The following is a 21,386-nucleotide window of genomic DNA, read 5'->3' on the forward strand; positions in this document are numbered from 1 at the left end:
TCTTTATATTTTTACAAAAATATTTATTTAATATAATCTTCCATAAAAATATCATACCACTTTACCAAGAAAAAATCAATAAAATCATAAAATGTTGTTATATGGAACTCTGTATCATTTATTCATATTTGTAACTATAATTATATCCATAGTAGGATGTCTTTTTAAAATCAATCTTGGTAAGAACAGTTCCAACCATATGTGCATTTACCCCTTCAAGTGCCTTACATGCACGTTTTGCCATATCAATTCTAGTACCTGCACTTGCTAGAACAAGCATGGTTCCATCAGCTAACCCTGCTAGAATGGCTGCATCTGTAACTTGTCCCACAGGTGGAGTGTCAAATATTACTATGTCATATTCATCTTTAACTTCATCAACAAAGCTGTGCATCTTATTAGAACTTAACATCTCATATGGATTAGGTGGTACAGGCCCACTTGTTATTATTTCTAGGTTTGAAATTTCTGTGTTCCCAATTGCCTTAGACTTAATACTATCCTTTGTATCAGTAATAATGTTTGTTAAACCAACATTATTTTTAACTCCAAAGTAATGATGTACTTTAGGTTTTCTAAGGTCTGCATCAACTATCAAAACCTTTTTACCTGACTTAGCCAGAGTAACTGCTAGGTTTGCAGCAGTAACAGACTTTCCATCTCCCATAGATGGGCTGGTAAGTACTAATGTCTTTACCTCTTTATCAATATTTATGTAGTGAAGGTTTGTCCTAAGCTCTCTAAAGGCTTCTGTAGCAGCTGCCTTTGGATCATTTTTTACAATTAAATTCTTAAGATATTCCTTCTCCAATTCTTTTCTATTCTTTGACTTACTCTTTCCTCTTTTTCCACCACGAAACTTAGGAATGGTTCCTACCACATTTAGTCCTAAATGTTTCTCTACTTCTTCCGGCTTTTTAAATGTGTGATCTACATACTCTAGAAGAATAATAAGTCCAACTCCCAGCATAAGTCCCAACAATCCTGCCACTGCAACATTCATTGTTCTATTGGGTCTTACAGGTGACGTTGGAAAACTTGCTTCGTCTATAATCATTACATTTTTTACTTCTATAATATCTGCAGCCAGCTGCTGAATTTCATTTGACAATTCATCAACCACTTCCATTGCAAGATCTGGATTGGCATCTTCATAAGCAATCTTAAATATCCTAGAATCCCTAACGATACTTACATCAATGTTTCTGCGAAGTCTTGTTGGACTTACATCAAGCTTATCTCCGACTCTCTCTGCAACACTTCTTGATTCTAGTAACCCTCTGTAATCTGCAATAAGCTGATTATTCAACTGAATATCACCAATACTTAATCCACCTACATTGCCACTTTCCTTTCCTAAAAACAATGTAGCCTCTGATCTGTAAATTGGCGTTAGGTAATAGCTTGTAACTAAAAACGTCGAAACAGTAACAAATATAAAACAAATAGCAACTAAATACCATTTTCTAATAAGTAAGAACATAATTTCTCTTAAATCTATTTCTTCAAACTCATTTCTTTGCATCAGCATTGACCCCTTTTCAATAATTCTAATATTCTAATTAAATTTCTATTTCCATCATTAGATAGGAATACTTATAGAATAGATCTCTTCCTCTTGCATAATCACTGCCAAGTGTTTCTTGAAGATATGCCCTAACTTCTTCAATATCTTCTTCGGTATATCCACCTTCTATCACTCCTTGTAAGTAGGCAATATCTACTTGTGCATAAAGCCTTCTCAAATCTTCAATGTCATCATCAAGAATATGATGGTTATATTCCTCTATCATCTCCTCAACCCATGACTCTGACAAAACTTCACTTTCCTCATTTGAGTTATCATTGATATCATCAGACGTTTTGTCATCTTCTGAATCACTGTTTCTAATATTATCCGTTCCATCATCTTGTATATCGTCTGATGTATTTAAATCTTTAGCATCATCCTTCCCTTCTTGATTATTTTCTCTGTATTGTCCGTCACCTTCATCATATATAGAAACTTCTTCAGATTCTTTATTAGAGCCATTACCCTCATTTTTTGACTCATAAAAATCATCTCCATTTGCTTTTTCTTCACTTCCGAAGCTATTCTGGTTTTCATCAGGTTTATTTGTATTTACACTCTGCCCTTCAGAACTTTCTACCTCTGATTCATCTTCCATATTTGAGCTCCCAGTAGCATTGTTATTTACAAGAATAGGTAATATGATTCCTATGAAAACAGCTAGCAATATGGCGAGAATAACAATAATTATTTTTTTCATAATAAGACCCCTTTTAAAAATCATACCAGCTATAAAATCCAGTCAAACACAAGTCAACATTTCTGGTCATTTTTATGTATTATATCTAATATTTTTGAATAATTCTGCTAAAAAAAAGCTTTTTTTTACCTTGTTTAAATATTCAACTTCTTTATTTTCAAGTACCTGTAGTGGATTTGTATACATAAGCCTTTGTGTGTTTTCCAATCCACAAAATTTAATTAATTTAGTCTCTAAATAATCCTTGTTTTTTAACAGTCTGTGTTGCCCATGAGAGTCAGATGCGACGATATGCACCATCTCATTATTTATAAGGGTAAAAGCCTCTTTTTGAACTTTTTTCCCATGATCACCAAGAATGCTCCCTGAATTAATTTGAACCAATGCACCATTATATATAATGTCTTCTAAAACACCAGTCTTTCTATATTCTGATGTGTATCGCTCAGGGTGAGCAATTATAGGTATGTATCCTTCAACCAGCAAGGAAAACACTACATTAGATGCATGTTTAGGTACAATATCCATAGGAAACTCAATAAGTATGTACTTTGTATCATTAAGTGAAATAATCTCGTTATTCTTTAACCTGTCAACTACATCATAATCTGCAAATACTTCCATACCAGGATAGATATTCATGTCAATATTCTTGTCCTCAAGGACATTTTTTAACTTATCCATCTTAGTTTTAATTGTTTTCAGTGTAGGCATATAACCTCCACCTGGTATGTAATGAGGCGTTGCAATAATTCCACTTATTCCGGCATCCTTAAGCTTTCTACATAATTCAACAGACTCATCCAAGGACTGAGGGCCGTCATCAACTTCATTTAAAATATGACAATGTATGTCTATCATCTTTTCTCATCCCTTTTACTTATATTATTTTGTCACATTACTGTATATCATTTTAATAATGTTATTTTATCTATATATTTATTACACCCCTATTACAGCGTAACCATTATATCATCATATTATTGAAGTCTCAAGACATTTTACTAAAATTTAATAAATCAGACAACTGGATTATTTATCCCCAGCTGCCTGATTTATATACGTCCTTGCTTCCTAATTAATCTTCACTGTCATCTTCGTCGTCTTCATCTTCGTCATCGTCATCTTCATCATCATCTTCATCGTCATTATCATCAGCTTCATCTACTTCTTCATCTTCTTCCTTAAAAGATATTAAGCCTCTGTCATCCATAGTATTATATAATACTGCAAAAGCTTCCGCCCTTGTAACACTTCTCTTAGGTCTAAATGTATTGTCTGGATATCCCAGCACAATATCTTGCTCTACTGATTTTGCTATGTAGTCAAGAGACCATGAACCCATTTCTTCAACATCTAAAAATGCTGGTGGTTCTAAACCTGCCTCAGTTGCAATATCAAATGCTCTTAGAATCAAGACAACCATTTCTTCTCTACTAAGATTTCTTGCAGCTCTAAATGTATTGTCTTCATATCCTACTATTATGTCATTGTCTACAGCTGTTTGAATAAAGCCTGCTGCCCAGTCTGGAATTTGAGCACTATCCTCAAAGTCAAGAGTTATTTCCTCTGCTGGCTCTAAACCTGCTGCATGAACAACAATTACTGACATTTCTGCTCTTGTTATATTCGCATCAGGTCTAATGGTTCCATCAGGATAACCATTTACAATACCCATATTAGCAAGTTTTAATATCATTTCTCTAGCCCAATGTTCATCTAAATCTGTAAAACTAATTTCGTCTTCAGGGCCTGCTGGTACGTCTTCGTCTGGCTCTTCAATTTCATCATCTTCATCATCATCATCGTCTTCCGTTGGTGTTGGTGTAGAAATAGGTCTTCCAGCACCTGGTCTTCTTGAATCTTCATCGTCTTCATCATCTTCATCATCTTCATCTTCATCATCTTCATCATCTTCATCATCTTCATCATCTTCATCATCTTCATCATCTTCATCATCTTCATCATCTTCATCATCTTCATCATCTTCGTCATCTTCGTCTTCATCATCTTCGTCGTCTTCATCATCTTCATCTTCGTCATCTTCGTCATCTTCGTCATCTTCGTCTTCATCATCTTCGTCATCTTCATCATCTTCATCGTCTTCGTCATCTTCATCATCTTCGTCGTCTTCATCATCTTCATCGTCTTCATCATCTTCGTCATCTTCGTCATCTTCGTCATCTTCATCATCTTCATCATCTTCGTCATCTTCGTCATCTTCGTCATCTTCATCATCTTCATCATCTTCGTCTTCATCGTCTTCGTCATCTTCGTCTTCATCGTCTTCGTCATCTTCGTCATCTTCGTCATCTTCGTCTTCATCATCTTCGTCATCTTCATCATCTTCATCGTCTTCATCATCTTCATCGTCTTCGTCATCTTCGTCTTCATCATCTTCGTCATCTTCGTCTTCGTCATCTTCGTCATCTTCGTCATCTTCGTCATCTTCATCATCTTCGTCATATTCAGGTTTTGGTAAATTTCCTGAATATCTTAGACCTCCAAGTTGAAAGGCTAATTCTTTTTTAAAGTAGTATATTTCTAAATCATCATGACGATTAATCATATTATTAGCATATTCAAAGAAATCATCTACTTCTGTTACGCCTCTTCTTTCAAATATATCGAAGAAACTAAAAAATCTATTAAACTGACTCTCAAATGTTGGAAGAAAATTCACAGATATTTCAACTTTATATGGATCATCTAAATCATCATGCACAGAAGGCATCATATTAACAGTACTTAGAATATCCAACACAATAAAAAATGTTTTTACTCCAAAATCATCTCTTGAATGTCCTGCTATCTCACTGTTTAAATCAGCTGCTATTGTTTCAAAACCTGTTACATCAAGGTCAAACTCAACAGCTCCTATGTACCTCATGAATTGAATAATGGAATCTCTGTTACTTTGTGAATATCTAGCTATTCTTCTAACAACCTCTTCTGCTTGTTCTTTAGTCATGTTTGGCAATGTACCACTTAGAATCAAAGCAGCATCCATATAATTATTTTCTGTCAATTCCTTGAATTCTTTTGCTAATTCATCAACAAAACCAGCAAACTCTTCACGTCTTTCTCCCGTTGACAACATAATTGTTTCTGTTATCAACTGCTCAAGTGGATCAACCACTCTGTCTCTGACAAGCTGTTTAAGTTCTGCCACCTGTAAGTCGATTAAATCATCAGTTAGAACAACTTCTCTAAGAAATTGATCTAAATTGTCGTCACTAGCCATCAAAGGTAATAGTTTGCTCTTTTCCTCAAATGACATGTCCTTTACGTCATCTCTTATTCTGTCTAAATCTTCTTGTGTCAGTTCATCTAGCAGTTCTTCCCTTTCACTTTCCGAAAGATCCATAGCTTCATCAATTAAATCGTCTATTGAACCTTCTTGTCTCCACTCATCTAGCAGTTCTTGCTTTTCGCTTTCTGAAAGATTCATAGTTTCATCAATTGAATCATCTTGGTTCGCAGACACTATAGGACTTGCTGCCACAACTCCTACAATCATTGCAAATACAGTAATACAAGAAAGAATTCCTTGGAACGATTTCATAAGGTTTTTTTTCATTGTTGCCCCCCCTAATTTTAATCCTTATTATTTTTAAACTACAAAAACTCATTTGGGATTTGAATTTTTGTATTTTAATACATAAATAGCACAATACATATCTAACTACTACAACATATCTTTTTTCTAGAAATATGATATACATAAATCAGAAACACAACTTAATAAAATACTATCACAATTTACATTATATTGCAATACAATTGCAAAAAATAAATACTATTTCATATTATTTTTTCTGTCATTTCCACTCCGCCTAAAAGATGGTAGTGCAAGTGAGGAACTGTCTGCCCCGCACCTTTTCCCACGTTTGTAATCAGCCTATATCCTTTTTGGGAAATATCAAGTTCTTCTGCAACTTTGTTTGCCGCTAAATGTATATCAATAAGTAGCTGTCCATTATCTTTATCTATATCTTTTACGTTTTCAATATGTTTTTTAGGAATGATTAATACATGAACTGGAGCTGCTGGATTAATGTCTTTTATAGCTATTATTTTATCATTTTCATAATAAATAGTTGAAGGTATTTCTTTTTTTATAATTTTACAAAAAATGCAATCACTCATTTTTTTACTCTCCTCTTTAAAGTTAAATTTCTTTATTCCTTACTAAAACTATTCATCCAATATAATAACTTTTTTGCTGATAATTACAATTTCTTTTAAATAAAAAAAATTTTGTTTTACTAAATTATATAAAGGCTTAGAATGTTACTTTAAAGAATACCTAGCTTGCAAATACTCCCTTACCAATCTTAGGCATGAGAAGCCGTTAAGTAAATTATATACAAGTATTTATTAGATGTCAAGAACTAAACTATAGCTTCTATTAATCTTTTTGTTATCACTTTTAATACAGCCGCAACAGGCACTGCAAGCAACATCCCCACAATTCCAAAAAACTCTCCCCCTATCAGCACTACAAGTATTGTTGTCACAGGATGAAGCCCAAGTCTTCCTTCAATTATTTTTGGGGAAATAAATGCATTATCTATCTGCTGTATCACCACAACAGTAATTATAGTCCACAAAGCTTTTAGTGGAGAATCAATAAGAGCAACTGCTACTGCCGGTATTGATCCTATTACAGGACCAAAGTAGGGGATTATATTTAAAACTCCTGCTATTATACCTAATATTAGAGGATATTTTAGATTAATGATAAAAAAGCCTGTGGTTATCATAGCCCCAACAATCAAAGCAGTTAACACCTGACCCTGAATAAAATTTGAAAGAACTGTGTTTATTTCCCTGCAGCATCCAACAACTCCACTTCTCCACTTTCTTGGTATTAATGACAAGCTACCATCTCTAAAACTCTTAGCATCTTTAACCAAATAATATGCTATTACCATTGCAACTAGTAAATCAAAGGCAACAGTTGCAGTCTTTGCAATTCCCCAAAGAGATTTTTTTAGTGTATCCATAACCATCTTCTCTATAAAATGAGTGCTATTATTTATCTCTTTAAATATTGACTCCTTTATGTCAGGGGGCCATTTACTCATTTTTATATTTTTCATAATGTCATTAAAATTATTTCTAAATTCCATAGCTACATCAGGGAGTGTATTCACTAGTTCTTTGGTATTGTTTATTAAATGAGGAACAATAAATATAATTAATACTGTAAGAATTCCACTGATTAGAAAATAAATAATTAAAATTGACCATGTTCTGGGAATTTTCTTTCCTTCCAGCCATAAAACTATTGGATGAATCAAATAGGAAATTATTCCAGCAAAGATTACAGGTGTTATTAGTTTTAGGATTTTTACTCTATAGTTATAAATAAGGTACGCAAATAATAAAAAAACCACTACAAATAAAATATAGGCAAATATTTTTCTTTTAGAAGTCATTTTTAAAACTCCCCTAAGTCTTATTCTGAAAAATCTTTCATGAGATTCTAAGTCTTTAAAATACTAAAGACTGGATTTCTCCAGTCTTTATACAAGGATTTAAGAGTATTTATCGAAATAAATCAATCACGTCTCCAATGATAGAGCCGGATTTTCTCATTAGCTCAGCACCGCTTTTTTTAATTTTCTTTCTTGATCTGCCATTTACCATATCTGAATTCATAGCCATACCTACAGAGGCTCCAATAATGCTTCCCATTACCAAACCTCTTGTAAAATTATTTCTCATTATATCACCTCTTTATTATTATATCCCTTAATTTTTATTAATTATTCCCTTTATTCCTTTACCTGTTTCCATCATTTCTTCAACAGCTGCTTTCTCTACCAATATGTTTTCTTTCCCGAATTCTACCTTGCCCAGTAATGGCAATAAATTTCTGCCCTGCACAATGTCATTTATTAATCCATCTGAAACCTCCACACCATCCAATGTATCTTTTTGAAAATCAAACAATACATCTTTAATGATGCCAACATCTTGTCCATACTTAGTATATATTTTAAGACCAATTATTTTACCCTTACTCTTAATCCCCAAGCTTTCTTTTGCTTTTCCAAATCCAATCAACTTTTTTTCATTGTCGATTATCATTGCATCTTTGCCCAAATTTAAAACATCTTCTTTTAAAACTAGTTTTTTTCTGATTTCACAGCTGTTTCGCTCAATTTCAAAAGCTACTATCTTTTTCTTTTCAGGAAAAAAAACTATATCTTTTACAACACCAATTTTTTTACCATCAGCTGCACATATAACTGGCAATCCTATAACCTCACTGTATCTTTCCACTTGTCACCTCTCAATAATATTTATATTTATTATTCCAACTTTATTTTAAAAAATACATATAATTTTCACAGCAAAAATATGGAATAAAGTTTGACTTAGGTTATATATTCATATAAAATTTATTCGGTACATAATTTAAAAAATAGATATTTGTAAGGCAGGTGTAAAAATGTTAAATTCTAAAATTTACAGTGAAAAAATCGGTGTTCTTGCACCCCAAATATTGTTGCCAAAAACAGGCACAGATATGGAGGCATGGGCAGTAGTTGCATGTGACCAGTATACTTCTGAACCTGATTACTGGTCAGAAGTTGAAGAGAAAACTCAGGGAAAACCTTCAACTTTACATCTAACATTTCCCGAAGTCTACCTTGAAGAAAATGGCAGCGAGGATAGGATTAAGAAAATCAATGACACAATGAGAGAATATATTGACAAAAATACTTTAAACTCTCAAGGTTCATGTATGATTTTTGTTGATCGAAAAACATCTCATGCAGAATCAAGAAAAGGGCTTATGTTGGCAGTGGATCTTGAAAAATACAACTACAACAAAGGTTCTCAAACTCTTATAAGAGCTACTGAAGGCACAGTAATAGACCGACTTCCACCAAGAATAAAAATTAGAAAGAATGCTTCCTTAGAGCTTCCCCATGTAATGGTTCTTATTGATGATCCAGAAAAAACAGTAATAGAACCACTTGCAAAAAAGGTTAATGATTTTGAAAAAGTTTATGATTTTGAACTAATGATGTCCGGTGGACATATAAAAGGTTATAAAATTGATGATGAAGAAACTCTTTCAAACATTATTAATGCTCTAGAAAAGCTTTCAGAACCTTCTACCTTTAAAACCAAATACCAAGTTGGCGATGATAAAGGTGTATTGCTTTTTGCCGTTGGAGATGGAAACCATTCTCTGGCATCTGCAAAAGGTCACTGGGAAATAATAAAAAAAGATTTATCAAAAGATGAAGTGGAAAGTCACCCTGCAAGATTTGCTCTAGTTGAACTATCTAATGTACATGATGATGGTATAACTTTTGAGCCGATTCACAGAGTTGTATTTAATGTTGATAATAATGATATCTTTAATAGCATGAAGAAATTCTTTAATACTTCGGAAATTTTTATTGAAAAGTTTGACTCTCTGGATATGGTTAATAAAAAAATTGAAGAATCTTCAAAAAATAATTCAATACACACTTTTGGATTTGTTAACTCTGAAGGATACGGTTCTATAAGTGTAAAAGATCCAAGTCACAATTTAGAAACAGGCACGCTTCAAAGTTTTTTAGATAATTATATTAAAGAAAATGAACAGGTTAAAATTGACTATATACATGGGGAAGATGTTGTAACAAAACTTGGAGCAAAAGAAAAGAATATAGGTTTTTATCTACCAACAATGGACAAACATGATTTATTTAAAACGGTAATAGTAGACGGTGTTCTTCCTCGAAAGACCTTTTCTATGGGAGAAGCAGAAGAAAAAAGATTTTATCTAGAATGCAGAAAAATAGTATAACATTCATAAAAGAATAAAACTAACATAAAAGCTAATAATACAAGAAAAAGAGAGGGATTGTTTTTGAGTAGATTTGCATTAACAAGAAAAGTTGCTATCTTAGGTATCATTGCTAACATTGGTTTGCTAATTATAAAATTAATAGTAGGTTTTATGAGTAAAAGTCAAGCCATGATAGCAGATGGTTTCAACAGTGCTGGAGATGTATTTGCTTCTACAGTAACTTTTATAGGAAACAAAATATCCAGTCAGCCAAAAGATCACGATCATCCTTATGGTCATGGAAAGGCGGAATACATATTTTCTATGATTATAAGCTTTTCCCTCTTTCTTGTGGCTTTTAGCATATTTAGAAGTTCCTTAAATTCCATACTTCAAAATAAATCATTTGAATTTTCAGTCTATCTTGTTGCTGTAGCTATCATAACAATAGTCTTAAAATTTTTCTTATTTCTTTACACTCACAGGGCAGGAAAAAAGGAGGAAAATTTACTTATAACGGCTAACTCAGAGGATCATAGAAATGATATTTTCCTTACTACGTCAACACTTATAGGTATTATATTTGGTTATAATGGGATTTTCTGGGTAGACGGTGTTGTTGGAATTGCAATATCTTTATGGATTGCATTTACTGGTGCTAGAATATTTATCAGTTGCTATAAAGTTCTTATGGATACAGACATAGATAAAGTTTTAAAGGCAGATGTAGTAAAAGCCATTGAAACTACAAAAGGTGTTGAACATATTGATGAAGTAAAAGCAAAGCCTGTAGGCATATCCTTTATTATTATAGTCAAAGTCTCTGTCTTAAAAGACTTGACTGTTGAAGAAGGCCATTCAGTAGCTGCACGAATTAAAGAAAATTTAAAGACCTTTAAACATGTAAGTGATGTAATCGTACACATAAATCCAGCTTGAGCAAAACAAGACAAGGGGACGGTTCTCCTGTCTGCTTTTAAAAGCAGACAGGAGAACCGTCCCCTTGTCTTCTTGTTAGCTTCCAACTTCTAGCCTCTTACTTCTAACTTCCATCTTTTTGCGTATATCATCAAACAGTGTATAGATAACTGGTATAACTAAAAGTGTAAGCATTGTAGCTAATGCAAGACCAAATATTACCACAGTAGCAAGCGGAGCCTGTATTTCTGCTCCTTCTCCAATGCCTAAAGAAAGAGGTATCATTGCAAGCACTGTTGTTAAAGTGGTCATAAGTATAGGTCTAAGCCTTGTAGGTCCTGCTTTTATTATTGCATCATTTCTTTCCATTCCTCTTTTCCTCAGCTTATTTATATAGTCAATAAGCAATATTGCATTGTTTACCACAATACCCGAAAGCATTATTACTCCTATAAATGAGGCCACATTAAAAGTTCTTCCGGTAATAAATAGTCCAAGTGCCGCTCCTGAAAAAGCAAGAGGAACTGAAAACATTACAATTAAAGGCTGTGAAAGAGATTCAAACTGTGCAGCCATCACCATATATATCAGTAAAATTGACAGCATCAACGCTTTTGCAAGACTTTCAAACGACTCTACTATCTGTTCATTTTCTCCACCTATCTGAATATAATAACCATCAGGCAGATTAAGTGTCTCCAATCTTTCCTCTATTTCACTGTTTACACTTCCCACATCTCTGTCATAGAGATCCGAACTAACCGTTACATATCTGGTTTGATTTCTTCTGGATATACTAATAGGACCTTCTTCCATTTTTATTTCTACAAGTTCTCCAAGAGGCACATTAATACCTGATGGACTTAAAACACTTATATTGCTAAGCCCCTGATAAGTTCTGGTAACTTCATCAGGAAATTTCAGTCGCACATCAATTTCATCTCCATCAACTCTGTAGCGTGTAGCCACCTGCCCCTGAAGAGATGTACTAATTGCAGATGAAACCTGCATAGTTGAAAGCCCGTATTGAGAAGCCCTGTTTCTATTAACATATACTCCAGCCTCAGGTCTTCCGCTGGCAACACTGCTCTCAACTTCTCTTGTTCCTTCAACATCTTCTACAATATTTACAACTTCATATGATATTTGGCTCAATTCATCTAAATTATCACCATATATTTGAAGCTCAACAGGACTGCCTCCCATAGCTGCCATATCCATCCCCGCATCTCTCACTGTAATATCTGCCCCTGGAATTCCTTCCACTTCTTTTCGTACAAACTCTACTATATCATTTGTACTTCTAGAACGCTGAGAAAGAGGCACAAGAGTAACGTCAATAGATGCATAGTGAGACTCCCCTCCTGAGAACATCATGTCGCTTGAATCTCCTCCAACTGTAGTAAACATAACTTCAACTTCAGGAATATCAGCAATTATCTTTTCAACTTTTTTAGAAACTTCATCTGTTTCTTCAAGGACAACTCCATCACCCTTATCTATACTTACACTGAATAATCCTTGGTCTGTACCTGGAATAAACTCCACTCCTGCAAAATAAATTGATACCATACTCAATGAAAAAACAATAAATGCAATAACAAGTGTAAGCAACCTTAGCCTAAGTACACCTTTTAGCACTTTTCTGTAAACATTGTCTATTCCATTAATCACTCCATCCCACTTATTAACAATTTTATAAATTAGCTTCTCTCCATTTTCCACTCTGTTTGATATCCTGAGCATTTTTGAACTCAGCATTGGTACTATAGTTAAAGCCACAGCTAAAGAAGCAAGAAGCGAAAAAGTAACTGCAAGAGCCATTTCTTTAAAAATCTCTGCTGCCATTCCTTCTGTAAATATTATTGGAATAAATACCACTACTGTTGTAAGTGTAGCTGCAATTATAGCTCCACTAACTTCCTTTGCTCCAACTAAAGCAGCTTCAAATTTACTCTTTCCTTCTTTTTTATGCCTGTGTATACTTTCAAGTACAACAATGGCATTATCAACCATCATACCAACTCCAAGGGCAAGCCCTCCCATTGAAATCATGTTTAACGTTGTATTTGATATATAAATTAGAATAAAGGTTGATATTACAGATGTAGGAATTGCTATGGCAATTATCAAAGTAGGTCTTATACTTTTTAAAAACATAAAAAGTATAAGCATAGCCAATACAGCACCTATTAATCCATTTCTAGCAACTCCACTTACAGCTTCCTCAACAAATACACCTTGATCAAAGGCAATTTCTATATTTATATCCTGGTATTCATTTAAAATATTATCCAATTCATCTTTTACAAGATTTACAACCTCAACGGTATTTGCTGTAGTTTCCTTTTGTATGGCCAGACCCATACTATTTACTCCATCCATTCTGTTTATGGAAGATCTGTCTGCATGCTCATCATGTACCGATGCAATATCTCTTATATATATAATATTGCCCTGAGGCAAAACTAACGGTATATTTTCTATTTCACTAATAGAGTTAAATTCACCTTTACTTCTCACATTAAGATTTCTACCACCATGTTCAACACTTCCTGCAGGAAGATTGATATTCTCCATTTGAAGAGTACTTGAAACCTGATCTATAGTTAGCCCATAGTTTTCCATTTTGGATCTGTCCATATCCACAACTATTTCTCTTGTCAATCCACCACTAAGGGTAAGAGATGCCACCCCCTCAATTCTCTCTAAACGGTTTAGTATATTATTTTCCACAAAATTTTTAAGGCTTTCCTCATCTCTGGTTTCAGATGAAACACCTATCTGAGCTATTGGCATCATATTAGGATCTAGCTTAATAACCATGGGATTTGATACTTCATCAGGTAAAGCATCCCGAACCATATCAATTCTTTCTCTCATATCTAAAGCAGCAAAATCCATATCTGTTCCGTCATTAAATTCAACCATTACAATAGAAGTCCCTTCAGATGACTGAGAACTTACAGTTTTCATATTATCAACTGTCGCTACAACACTTTCAATTGGCCTTGTTACAAAGTTTTCAACTTCTTCAGAACCTACGCCATCATAATCAGTCATAATAATAGCCATAGGTATATTCATATTTGGCAAAAGATCCATAGGTATATTCAAAAATGAAACCGCTCCAAATACAACAATCATAAGCATAACCATTATAATGGTAACAGGCCTTTTTATAGATAATTCTGAAATATTCACAAAAATCACTCCGTTTCTTGGTCATTCCCTGTAACAATTACTCTTGAATTGTCGCTAAGAAAGTTTTGGCCTTTTATAATAACCCTGTCACCTTCTTTTATATCACCACTTATTTCTATAAGCTTGTCGCTAGATATACCTGTTGACACTTCACTTCGCACAGCCCTATCTTCATCTATAACATAAACAAAACTTTTTCCGCTTTCATTAATAATGCTTTCAACTGGAACTGTCATTACATTTTCTTTTGACTCAAAAGCTATTTCTACTTCAGCTGACATACCACCCTTAATGAATTTATTTTCATTTGGAACTTCAATTTTAGTAAGATATGATTGGGTCATCTGATCTACGTTAGGACTAACACTAACAACCTCACCTAAAAAGGGCTCTTTTTGCACAGATTTAATATAAACTAGATATTCATCCCCTGTTTTTATACTATTTACTATGTTTTCACCAACATTTACATCTACGATAATAGTAGAAATATCAACTACAGTAGCTGATGGTGAAGCATTTGATGCCATTTCCCCCTCACTTACATTTAATGCTGAAATATATCCATTAGCTGGTGAGGTTACAACTGTATTTTCAAGCTGTGTTTTAGCTAAATCATATGCAGCCTCAGCCTGCCTTAACTGTGCTACAGCCGTTTCAGTGTTTTCTTTATTAATTCTTGCTTCTGTCACTTCAAACGCTGTTTTTGCACTTTCATATTGTTCCTTAGCAAGTTCATATCCTGTCTCTGCTCTTTCAAAATCTTGCTTTGACGCCATTCCATTTTCGTATAGTATCCTTGCGTCATCATATGCTTTCTTGGCATCATTCAGGTTAATTTCTGCACTTTTTAATGATGACTCTAACTGTGCCATCTGAAGTTCTAATGAACCTCCCTGTGCCATGTTAAGATTTGACCTTGCCACATTAACTGACGCTTCTGATTGAGCAAGCTGTAGCCTTATTTCCTTGTCATCAATTTTAAAAAGAGTCTGCCCCTTTTCAACCTGTTCTCCCAAACTCACATAGAGTTCTGAAACCTTTCCTGGCTGTTTAGGCACGACATTTATTTCCTTTAACGGTTTTGCCTGCCCTACTATCGTTTGAACTCTTTCAATATCGGCTCTTTTAACAACGTCCACCCCCACCGAAACAGGCCTTTCTTCATTATTTTCATCATCATTTGATGCTGATGTACTACACCCAACTGCCATTAACAATATAAAAGCTGTAAGTAGCACTAAAATTTTCTCTTTCATAAAAAATCCTCCTTGCACTAATTAACATTTTTAAGTTTTGAAAATATAACTTGAACTTCTTTTACTATATCATTTAAACGCTCTATATCTTCATCACTGAAGACAGAAAGCTTATCCAAAAGATGCCTTGTGAATTTTGTCATTTCTTCATCTAAAAAATCTCCTCCCCTTTTTGTAAGCTTAAGTGTACTAACTCTTTTATCATTCTCAAGAGTACCTTTTTCAACCAAACCCTCTTCTATCATTTTCTCAGCAAGAACAGACATATTAGGTTTTGAAACCATTATTTTTTTTCCATAATAGTTCATCGGCATTCCGCCTTCAATTTTCAAGTGATATAAGAGTTCCATTTGCAGTTTTGTTACACTGCAATCTGGAAGGCCTTTAAACATAGTTTTATAAAGCACGGGTAAAACTGTTAAGTAATTTTCTATTAAACGTCTTCTACTCATCTTATTTCCCCCATTATAAATATACTTTCTTTTTTAATAAATGTCTGTTTTTTTAAATAGTTATGAATCATAACTATTTACATATAATAATGTAACATATCCTTTTTCACAGGTCAATAATAAAAGTAAATATATTAAATAGAATGCACCTTGCTTGATTTAAATTTATATTATAAACTATTTAAGGTACTGTTTAAATGCCATATGGAAATAGAAGGTAAAATCAAAGTTTATTTTATAAAATTAGGAGGTTTTTAGTTTGAGCGTTGAATTAATGGAATTTTTAAAAGAAAAAGAAAAGGATCTTGTAAAATACATAAAAGGTAGTGATGTGCAAAAATATTTTAGACCTAAGCACATGTACGATGCTGTAATAAGTTATGTTTACAGAAGTGCAAAACGTTTAAGACCTTCTGTCCTTATCATGTCATGTGGATGTTTAGGAGGAGAAGAACGAGTTGCTATACCCGCTGCCGCCGCAGTTGAACTTTTTCACACTTGGACTTTGGTACATGACGATATAATAGATAATGACAGTTTGAGAAGAGGTGAGCCTACTACCCACCTTTTACTTAAAGATGCTGGTAAAGCTGATTTAAAACTAAGTGACAAGTTAGCCGAAGATTACGGAAAAGATATTGCAATTTTAGCTGGTGATGTACAACATGCCTGGTCAATAACTTTCCTCATTGAAACAACCACTAAAATGGGGATAGACCCATGTATTACCTTGGAAATTATTAAATATATGGAATCATACGCTGTTGGCAACCTTATTTATGGGGAAGCTGTTGATGTACAGATGGGAATGACAGACAGCAAAGCCGCTATGAAATTTACCGAAGATGATATAATAAACATGATGTGGGGAAAAACTGGAGTGCTATACGGCTTTTCCGGACTGGCAGGAGCAATGATTGGTAAGGGAACTTCCGACATAAACGATAGTCAGGTTACGTCCATAAAAGATTTTACAAGTAACTGTGGAATTGCATTTCAGCTACAAGATGATATTTTAGGTATTGTCGGAGATGAAAAAATACTTGGAAAACCAATTGGTTCTGACATAAGAGAAGGTAAGAAAACTACAATTGTTCTAGAATCTTTAAAAAATGCAAATGAAGAACAAAAAAGCCTTATATTTAATGTCTTAGGAAATAAAGATGCCTCTGAAAACGATGTTAAAAATGTGATAAAACTCTTTAAAGAGTTAAATGGAGTAGAACACACCAAAACATTAGCCCAAAAATATATAGAAAAAGCTCTTCCAAATCTTAATGAAATAGAAGATTCAAAGTACAAGAACTTATTGCTGTGCTGGGCTGATTTTATGATTAACAGAGATTTATAATCACCAAAGGCGGGGGAATTTCTATAATTCCTCCCCTTTATTCTATTTTGCTCACATCAAATGGAGTTTCTTGGTAAACGTAATAATTTAGCCAATTTGAAAAAAGAAGATTTGCATGACCTCTCCAATCTACTATTGGATGGTTATTTGGATTGTCACCTGGAAAATAGTTTTCAGGAATTTTAGTCTTAAGCCCTCTTGCGATGTCTCTCTCATACTCAGTTTTTAAAGTCAAAGGATCGTACTCAGAGTGACCTGTCACAAATACCTTACGTCCATCCTTAGTTGCAATTAAGTAAACTCCTGCCTCTTCAGACTCAGATAATATTTCCAACTCGCTAACCTTTTCAATATCCTCTTTTCTGGTTTCAGTATACCTTGAATGAGGAGCACAAAAAACATCATCAAAACCTCTTATCAATTTTACATTCTTTTTGGTAACTTCATGGCTAAAAATCCCAAACTTTTTTTCTTTTAAGGGATACTTTTTAATACCATAGTGATAATATAAAGCAGCCTGAGCTCCCCAACATATGTGAAGTGTTGACATAACATTGTGTTTTTTCCATTCCATAATAACTTCAAGTTCTTTCCAGTAATCTACCTGCTCAAACTCTAAATGCTCCACAGGTGCACCAGTTATAACCATCCCGTCAAACTTCTGATTTTTAATTGTATCAAAAGTCTCATAAAACTCAGTAAGATGTTCTTCAGGTGTATTTTTAGACGTATATGTTTTAGGCTGTAAAAGCACTATATCAACCTGTAAGGGGGAATTACCCAAAAGTCTGAGAAGCTGCGTTTCTGTTATGATTTTAGTAGGCATAAGATTTAAAATAGCTATTTTAAGTGGTCTAATATCCTGATGGAACGCTCTATCTTCCCCCATAACAAAAATATTTTCATTGTTTAAAACATTAAATGCCGGCAAATTATCCGGTATCTTAATTGGCATATTTCATCATCCATTCTATATAACATTACTTACATTATTATAAATGATACTACATATTATTAAAATCAGTCAATGTTTTTTCTAAGTTGAATTATTAAAGACCTAAATTATGTCGAAGATTTAATATATAATTTAAACACTTTTCTGTATCTCCAACCACTTCTCCTCTTTCTCTTTTTATAGAATAATTTTTTTTAGTATCACCAAATAAAATATAATTTTTATGAACTGCATATGGATCCTTGTGTTCATAGTATTTTATCTCAAAATCCTTGTTATCCTGCTGGGGACATTTTGTATAGTATATTTTCACCCACTGGTGTTCAATAACTTTTTGTTTTTTCAAATATTCTATCATAGAATTATAAAGCATTAATGGAGCATTTTCTTTATCCTTATTGTCTGTTTCTTCATCTTTCTTATTGTCTATTTCTTCGTCTTTCTTATTATCTTCACTAATCAATTGCTCAATAGTTGTTTTTTGTTCCTCTAATTCACTCCAGTAAAGTCCATTATGCTTTGACATTTCGTCAAATGCTTTATCAGACAAATTACCCGCAGCCTTTAGGTACTGATTTATTGCTCGAGACATTACCTGCAACAGCTGTTTGTCTTTCTCTTCAATCATAGTACTCCACCTTTTCATTTTAAATTTAGAAATACCTCAATGGAAAAATCCGACTCTGAATCGAAAATTTCATCATTAAATTATTCCTTGTATGCAATTAATATATCAAACAAATACATAAAATTCAAGGAGCAAACCTGTGGTAGGAAATAAGGAAATACACTTTGATTGCAGCTATCAATGGGATATGATATAATTATAGTTAAAAGTGAATATTTTACTCATGGAGGACTAACTTATGCAAATATTAAAGTATACATTAGAAGCATTCATACCTTTTGACAAAGACAGTATAGAAAAATTTCTTTTTCTATGTGAAGAAACTATAAACAATTTAACTTCCGATGAAAAAATAATTTTCAAACTTAAAAGTGCTACCCATGAACTATTGATTAACTCTTTAGAACATGGATATGGTAAAAATTCTGGAAAGGTTTCTTTTTCAATGCAAAAAACAAAGCATTCAATACTTCTTGAAATGACTGATGAAGGTTCTGGCTTAAACCCTTCTATATTAAATTTGGAAAATCAATGTAAGGATTTAAATAGCATAAAAGACAGAGGCTGGGGACTTATGATACTTAACAAACTATCAGATAATATGGTAATTGCATCAAACAAACCTAAAGGAACTAAAATATCAGTTTTCATATCTGTCTAACATCTTTGGTTCTTTTAAAAATGTTTATATAAAAACTATAAATCAATTTTTTTAAACTCAAAAAGCCCTAAAACTTTACTCTTTTTATTGTAATTAAATAGAATTATTTCTAAATTTTCTTTTCGTTCGAATTTATTTGTAACATCAAGCCTAAATGGCTCAAAATGAATATTCTTAATTATTTTTTTTACTGATGCACCTAAGTATTCAGGAAGATACTTGTTTACATTTTCTTTGTTTTTCAAAAACTCCGATACTTTTCCTCTTAGTTTTGGCATATGAATTTTTTCTATGCCCTCTGGTATATTAGTGTTTTTGTGAGATGTTAAAAAGTCAAATTTCATTAATTCAGAGATGATTTCCTTATCAATGCTTAAAACATCTATAAACTTTAAAAGTATTGTATACAGCTCTCTACTTGAAATTGAACGATTAAAATAACCTTCTTTTTCATAAAAGGAAGCTAAATCTTCATAAAATTCAAAGGGTGAAGAAAAATAATTTTTAATAATATAGTCTACACTTTTACAAAACCTTCCAGAGTTATAGTACCGATCAACTAACTTTTCTATTTTTTTTAATTTAAATATTTCTTCAAAGCTTAAATATTTGTTTTGGAGCACTTCATAGGGTGGATATTCCCTGTACAAATAATGGTGACTTTCAGAGTTTTTACGTATTTCTGAACCTTTAAGCATTTTTAAAAAACCAAGCTGCAACTTATGAGGTTTTAAATTATAGACTTCATCAAATGAATTTTTAAATGAACTATAATTCTCATAAGGCAAACCTGCAATTAGGTCAAGATGTACATGGATATTTCCTAAGTCTATCAATTTTTTTGCATAATAAAACACCTTTTCAGTATTTGTCCTTCTGTCTATCTCCTGTAACGTAGGTTCATTTGTAGACTGAACACCAATTTCAAATTGTATTATACCTTCTGGGGCTTTAGATAATAATTCTAACATATCACTATCAAACAAATCTCCAGCAGCTTCAAAGTGAAAACATGTATTAACTGAGTTCTCTATTACGAACTTAAATATTTCCATAACTCTTTTTTTATTACAGTTAAATGTTCTATCAACAAACTTAACAAGCTTTACTTCCTCATCTAATAATGTTTTTAACTCCTTTTTCACTCTATCCATTGAAAAATACCTTACTCCTTTAAAAGTAGATGATATACAATAAGAACATGAAAAAGGACATCCTCTTGAGGATTCGTAGTAGATAATTTTATCCTTTACCGATTCAATCATTTCCTTTGTATACACTGTAGGTATGTCATCAAGATTTTCTATTAAAGCCGGTTCTTCTCCCGAAACCACCTTTTTATTCTTTCTATAGGCTATACCCTTTATGTCATCAATATTTATATTTTTATGCTCAAAAAACTGTAATAATTGCCTGAAACTAAATTCTCCCTCACCTGATATTATATAATCAATATACTTATTGTTATTTAAAATGCCCTCCGCATTATGTGAAACCTCAGGACCTCCAAGGACAATTTTTATATCAGGAGCTATTTTTTTTAAATTAGCAGATGTTTTTAAGACATGTTCAATATTCCATATATAACATGAAAAAGCTACCACATCACATTTCTTAAAATAGATATTTCCAAGAATATCTTCTAAATTTTCATTTATAGAAAACTCCTTTACCTCTATGTCATCAAAATAATCTTTACAACTTGCCCAAAGATACCAAGGTGCAAGAGCTGAGTGTATATACTTTGCATTAATAGCTGTTAAAAGTACTTTCATATATTTTAAAACTCCATTTATCTTATTCTAATACTCAACCATCTATTTTAAGGGTATGTGCATACACCCCAACAACGCCATCTTGACTTTAACTCTAGCACTTAGACAA

Annotated in this window: 18 protein-coding genes; 4 read left to right on the top strand and 14 right to left on the bottom strand. The window is 32.9% G+C overall.

Annotated features, from left to right (window positions below):
- Positions 1-118: 118 nt before the first annotated feature.
- From RBH29_RS04380 to RBH29_RS04415, 8 genes are all read right to left on the bottom strand, one after another.
- A complete protein-coding gene (locus RBH29_RS04380) occupies positions 119-1,525 on the bottom strand; it encodes a tyrosine-protein kinase domain-containing protein (RefSeq protein ID WP_306695460.1) in 1,407 nt (468 codons plus the stop codon).
- 37 nt (positions 1,526-1,562) lie between these two features.
- On the bottom strand, positions 1,563-2,270 hold the full coding sequence (locus RBH29_RS04385) for a hypothetical protein (protein ID WP_306695462.1): 708 nt from the start codon (positions 2,268-2,270) through the stop codon (positions 1,563-1,565).
- Between the two features lie 72 nt (positions 2,271-2,342).
- A complete protein-coding gene (locus RBH29_RS04390; protein WP_306695464.1) occupies positions 2,343-3,131 on the bottom strand; it encodes a tyrosine-protein phosphatase in 789 nt (262 codons plus the stop codon).
- Between the two features lie 217 nt (positions 3,132-3,348).
- On the bottom strand, positions 3,349-5,850 hold the full coding sequence (locus tag RBH29_RS04395; RefSeq protein WP_306695466.1) for an S-layer homology domain-containing protein: 2,502 nt from the start codon (positions 5,848-5,850) through the stop codon (positions 3,349-3,351).
- Positions 5,851-6,074: 224 nt separating this feature from the next.
- Positions 6,075-6,419 (bottom strand): histidine triad nucleotide-binding protein, encoded by a 345-nt coding sequence (locus tag RBH29_RS04400; RefSeq protein ID WP_306695467.1) that lies wholly within the window; start codon positions 6,417-6,419, stop codon positions 6,075-6,077.
- 245 nt (positions 6,420-6,664) lie between these two features.
- Positions 6,665-7,714, bottom strand: a complete 1,050-nt coding sequence (locus RBH29_RS04405; RefSeq protein ID WP_306695468.1) for an AI-2E family transporter — start codon at positions 7,712-7,714, stop codon at positions 6,665-6,667.
- Between the two features lie 109 nt (positions 7,715-7,823).
- On the bottom strand, positions 7,824-8,003 hold the full coding sequence (locus RBH29_RS04410) for a YtxH domain-containing protein (RefSeq protein ID WP_306695469.1): 180 nt from the start codon (positions 8,001-8,003) through the stop codon (positions 7,824-7,826).
- A 27-nt stretch (positions 8,004-8,030) separates the two neighbouring features.
- Positions 8,031-8,564, bottom strand: coding sequence for a PRC-barrel domain-containing protein (locus RBH29_RS04415; protein WP_306695471.1), 534 nt, complete (start codon positions 8,562-8,564; stop codon positions 8,031-8,033).
- Positions 8,565-8,733: 169 nt separating this feature from the next.
- Here RBH29_RS04415 and RBH29_RS04420 point away from each other — a divergent pair, with 169 nt between their 5' ends.
- Together RBH29_RS04420 and RBH29_RS04425 are read left to right on the top strand one after the other, a co-directional pair.
- Positions 8,734-10,092: a DUF1015 domain-containing protein gene (locus RBH29_RS04420; RefSeq protein ID WP_306695472.1), complete on the top strand. Its 1,359-nt coding sequence runs from the start codon at positions 8,734-8,736 to the stop codon at positions 10,090-10,092.
- A 63-nt stretch (positions 10,093-10,155) separates the two neighbouring features.
- Positions 10,156-11,013 carry a cation diffusion facilitator family transporter gene (locus tag RBH29_RS04425; protein ID WP_306695473.1) on the top strand — a complete coding sequence of 286 codons (858 nt, stop codon included), beginning with the start codon at positions 10,156-10,158 and terminating at the stop codon, positions 11,011-11,013.
- Between the two features lie 75 nt (positions 11,014-11,088).
- Here the strand turns inward: RBH29_RS04425 and RBH29_RS04430 are convergent, their stop codons facing one another.
- From RBH29_RS04430 to RBH29_RS04440, 3 genes are read right to left on the bottom strand one after another with little or no spacing between them, the layout of a single operon-like run.
- Positions 11,089-14,196 carry an efflux RND transporter permease subunit gene (locus RBH29_RS04430; RefSeq protein ID WP_306695474.1) on the bottom strand — a complete coding sequence of 1,036 codons (3,108 nt, stop codon included), beginning with the start codon at positions 14,194-14,196 and terminating at the stop codon, positions 11,089-11,091.
- 5 nt (positions 14,197-14,201) lie between these two features.
- Positions 14,202-15,455 (bottom strand): efflux RND transporter periplasmic adaptor subunit, encoded by a 1,254-nt coding sequence (locus RBH29_RS04435; RefSeq protein WP_306695476.1) that lies wholly within the window; start codon positions 15,453-15,455, stop codon positions 14,202-14,204.
- 17 nt (positions 15,456-15,472) lie between these two features.
- Entirely contained in the window at positions 15,473-15,907 is a 435-nt protein-coding gene (locus RBH29_RS04440) for a MarR family winged helix-turn-helix transcriptional regulator (protein WP_306695478.1), read from the bottom strand.
- A 259-nt stretch (positions 15,908-16,166) separates the two neighbouring features.
- Here RBH29_RS04440 and RBH29_RS04445 point away from each other — a divergent pair, with 259 nt between their 5' ends.
- On the top strand, positions 16,167-17,258 hold the full coding sequence (locus RBH29_RS04445) for a polyprenyl synthetase family protein (RefSeq protein ID WP_306695479.1): 1,092 nt from the start codon (positions 16,167-16,169) through the stop codon (positions 17,256-17,258).
- A gap of 37 nt (positions 17,259-17,295) precedes the next feature.
- Here the strand turns inward: RBH29_RS04445 and metA are convergent, their stop codons facing one another.
- Entirely contained in the window at positions 17,296-18,213 is a 918-nt protein-coding gene (gene metA / locus RBH29_RS04450; protein WP_306695480.1) for a homoserine O-acetyltransferase MetA, read from the bottom strand.
- 94 nt (positions 18,214-18,307) lie between these two features.
- Positions 18,308-18,841 carry a hypothetical protein gene (locus RBH29_RS04455; RefSeq protein ID WP_306695482.1) on the bottom strand — a complete coding sequence of 178 codons (534 nt, stop codon included), beginning with the start codon at positions 18,839-18,841 and terminating at the stop codon, positions 18,308-18,310.
- A 238-nt stretch (positions 18,842-19,079) separates the two neighbouring features.
- Here RBH29_RS04455 and RBH29_RS04460 point away from each other — a divergent pair, with 238 nt between their 5' ends.
- Positions 19,080-19,502: an ATP-binding protein gene (locus tag RBH29_RS04460; RefSeq protein WP_306695483.1), complete on the top strand. Its 423-nt coding sequence runs from the start codon at positions 19,080-19,082 to the stop codon at positions 19,500-19,502.
- Between the two features lie 35 nt (positions 19,503-19,537).
- On the opposite strand, the gene RBH29_RS04465 is transcribed toward RBH29_RS04460, so the two are convergent.
- Positions 19,538-21,277 carry a B12-binding domain-containing radical SAM protein gene (locus tag RBH29_RS04465; protein ID WP_306695485.1) on the bottom strand — a complete coding sequence of 580 codons (1,740 nt, stop codon included), beginning with the start codon at positions 21,275-21,277 and terminating at the stop codon, positions 19,538-19,540.
- Positions 21,278-21,386: the final 109 nt, after the last annotated feature.

Origin of the sequence: Herbivorax alkaliphila (assembly GCF_030848475.1) — a bacterium.
Taxonomy (GTDB): domain Bacteria; phylum Bacillota; class Clostridia; order Acetivibrionales; family Acetivibrionaceae; genus Herbivorax.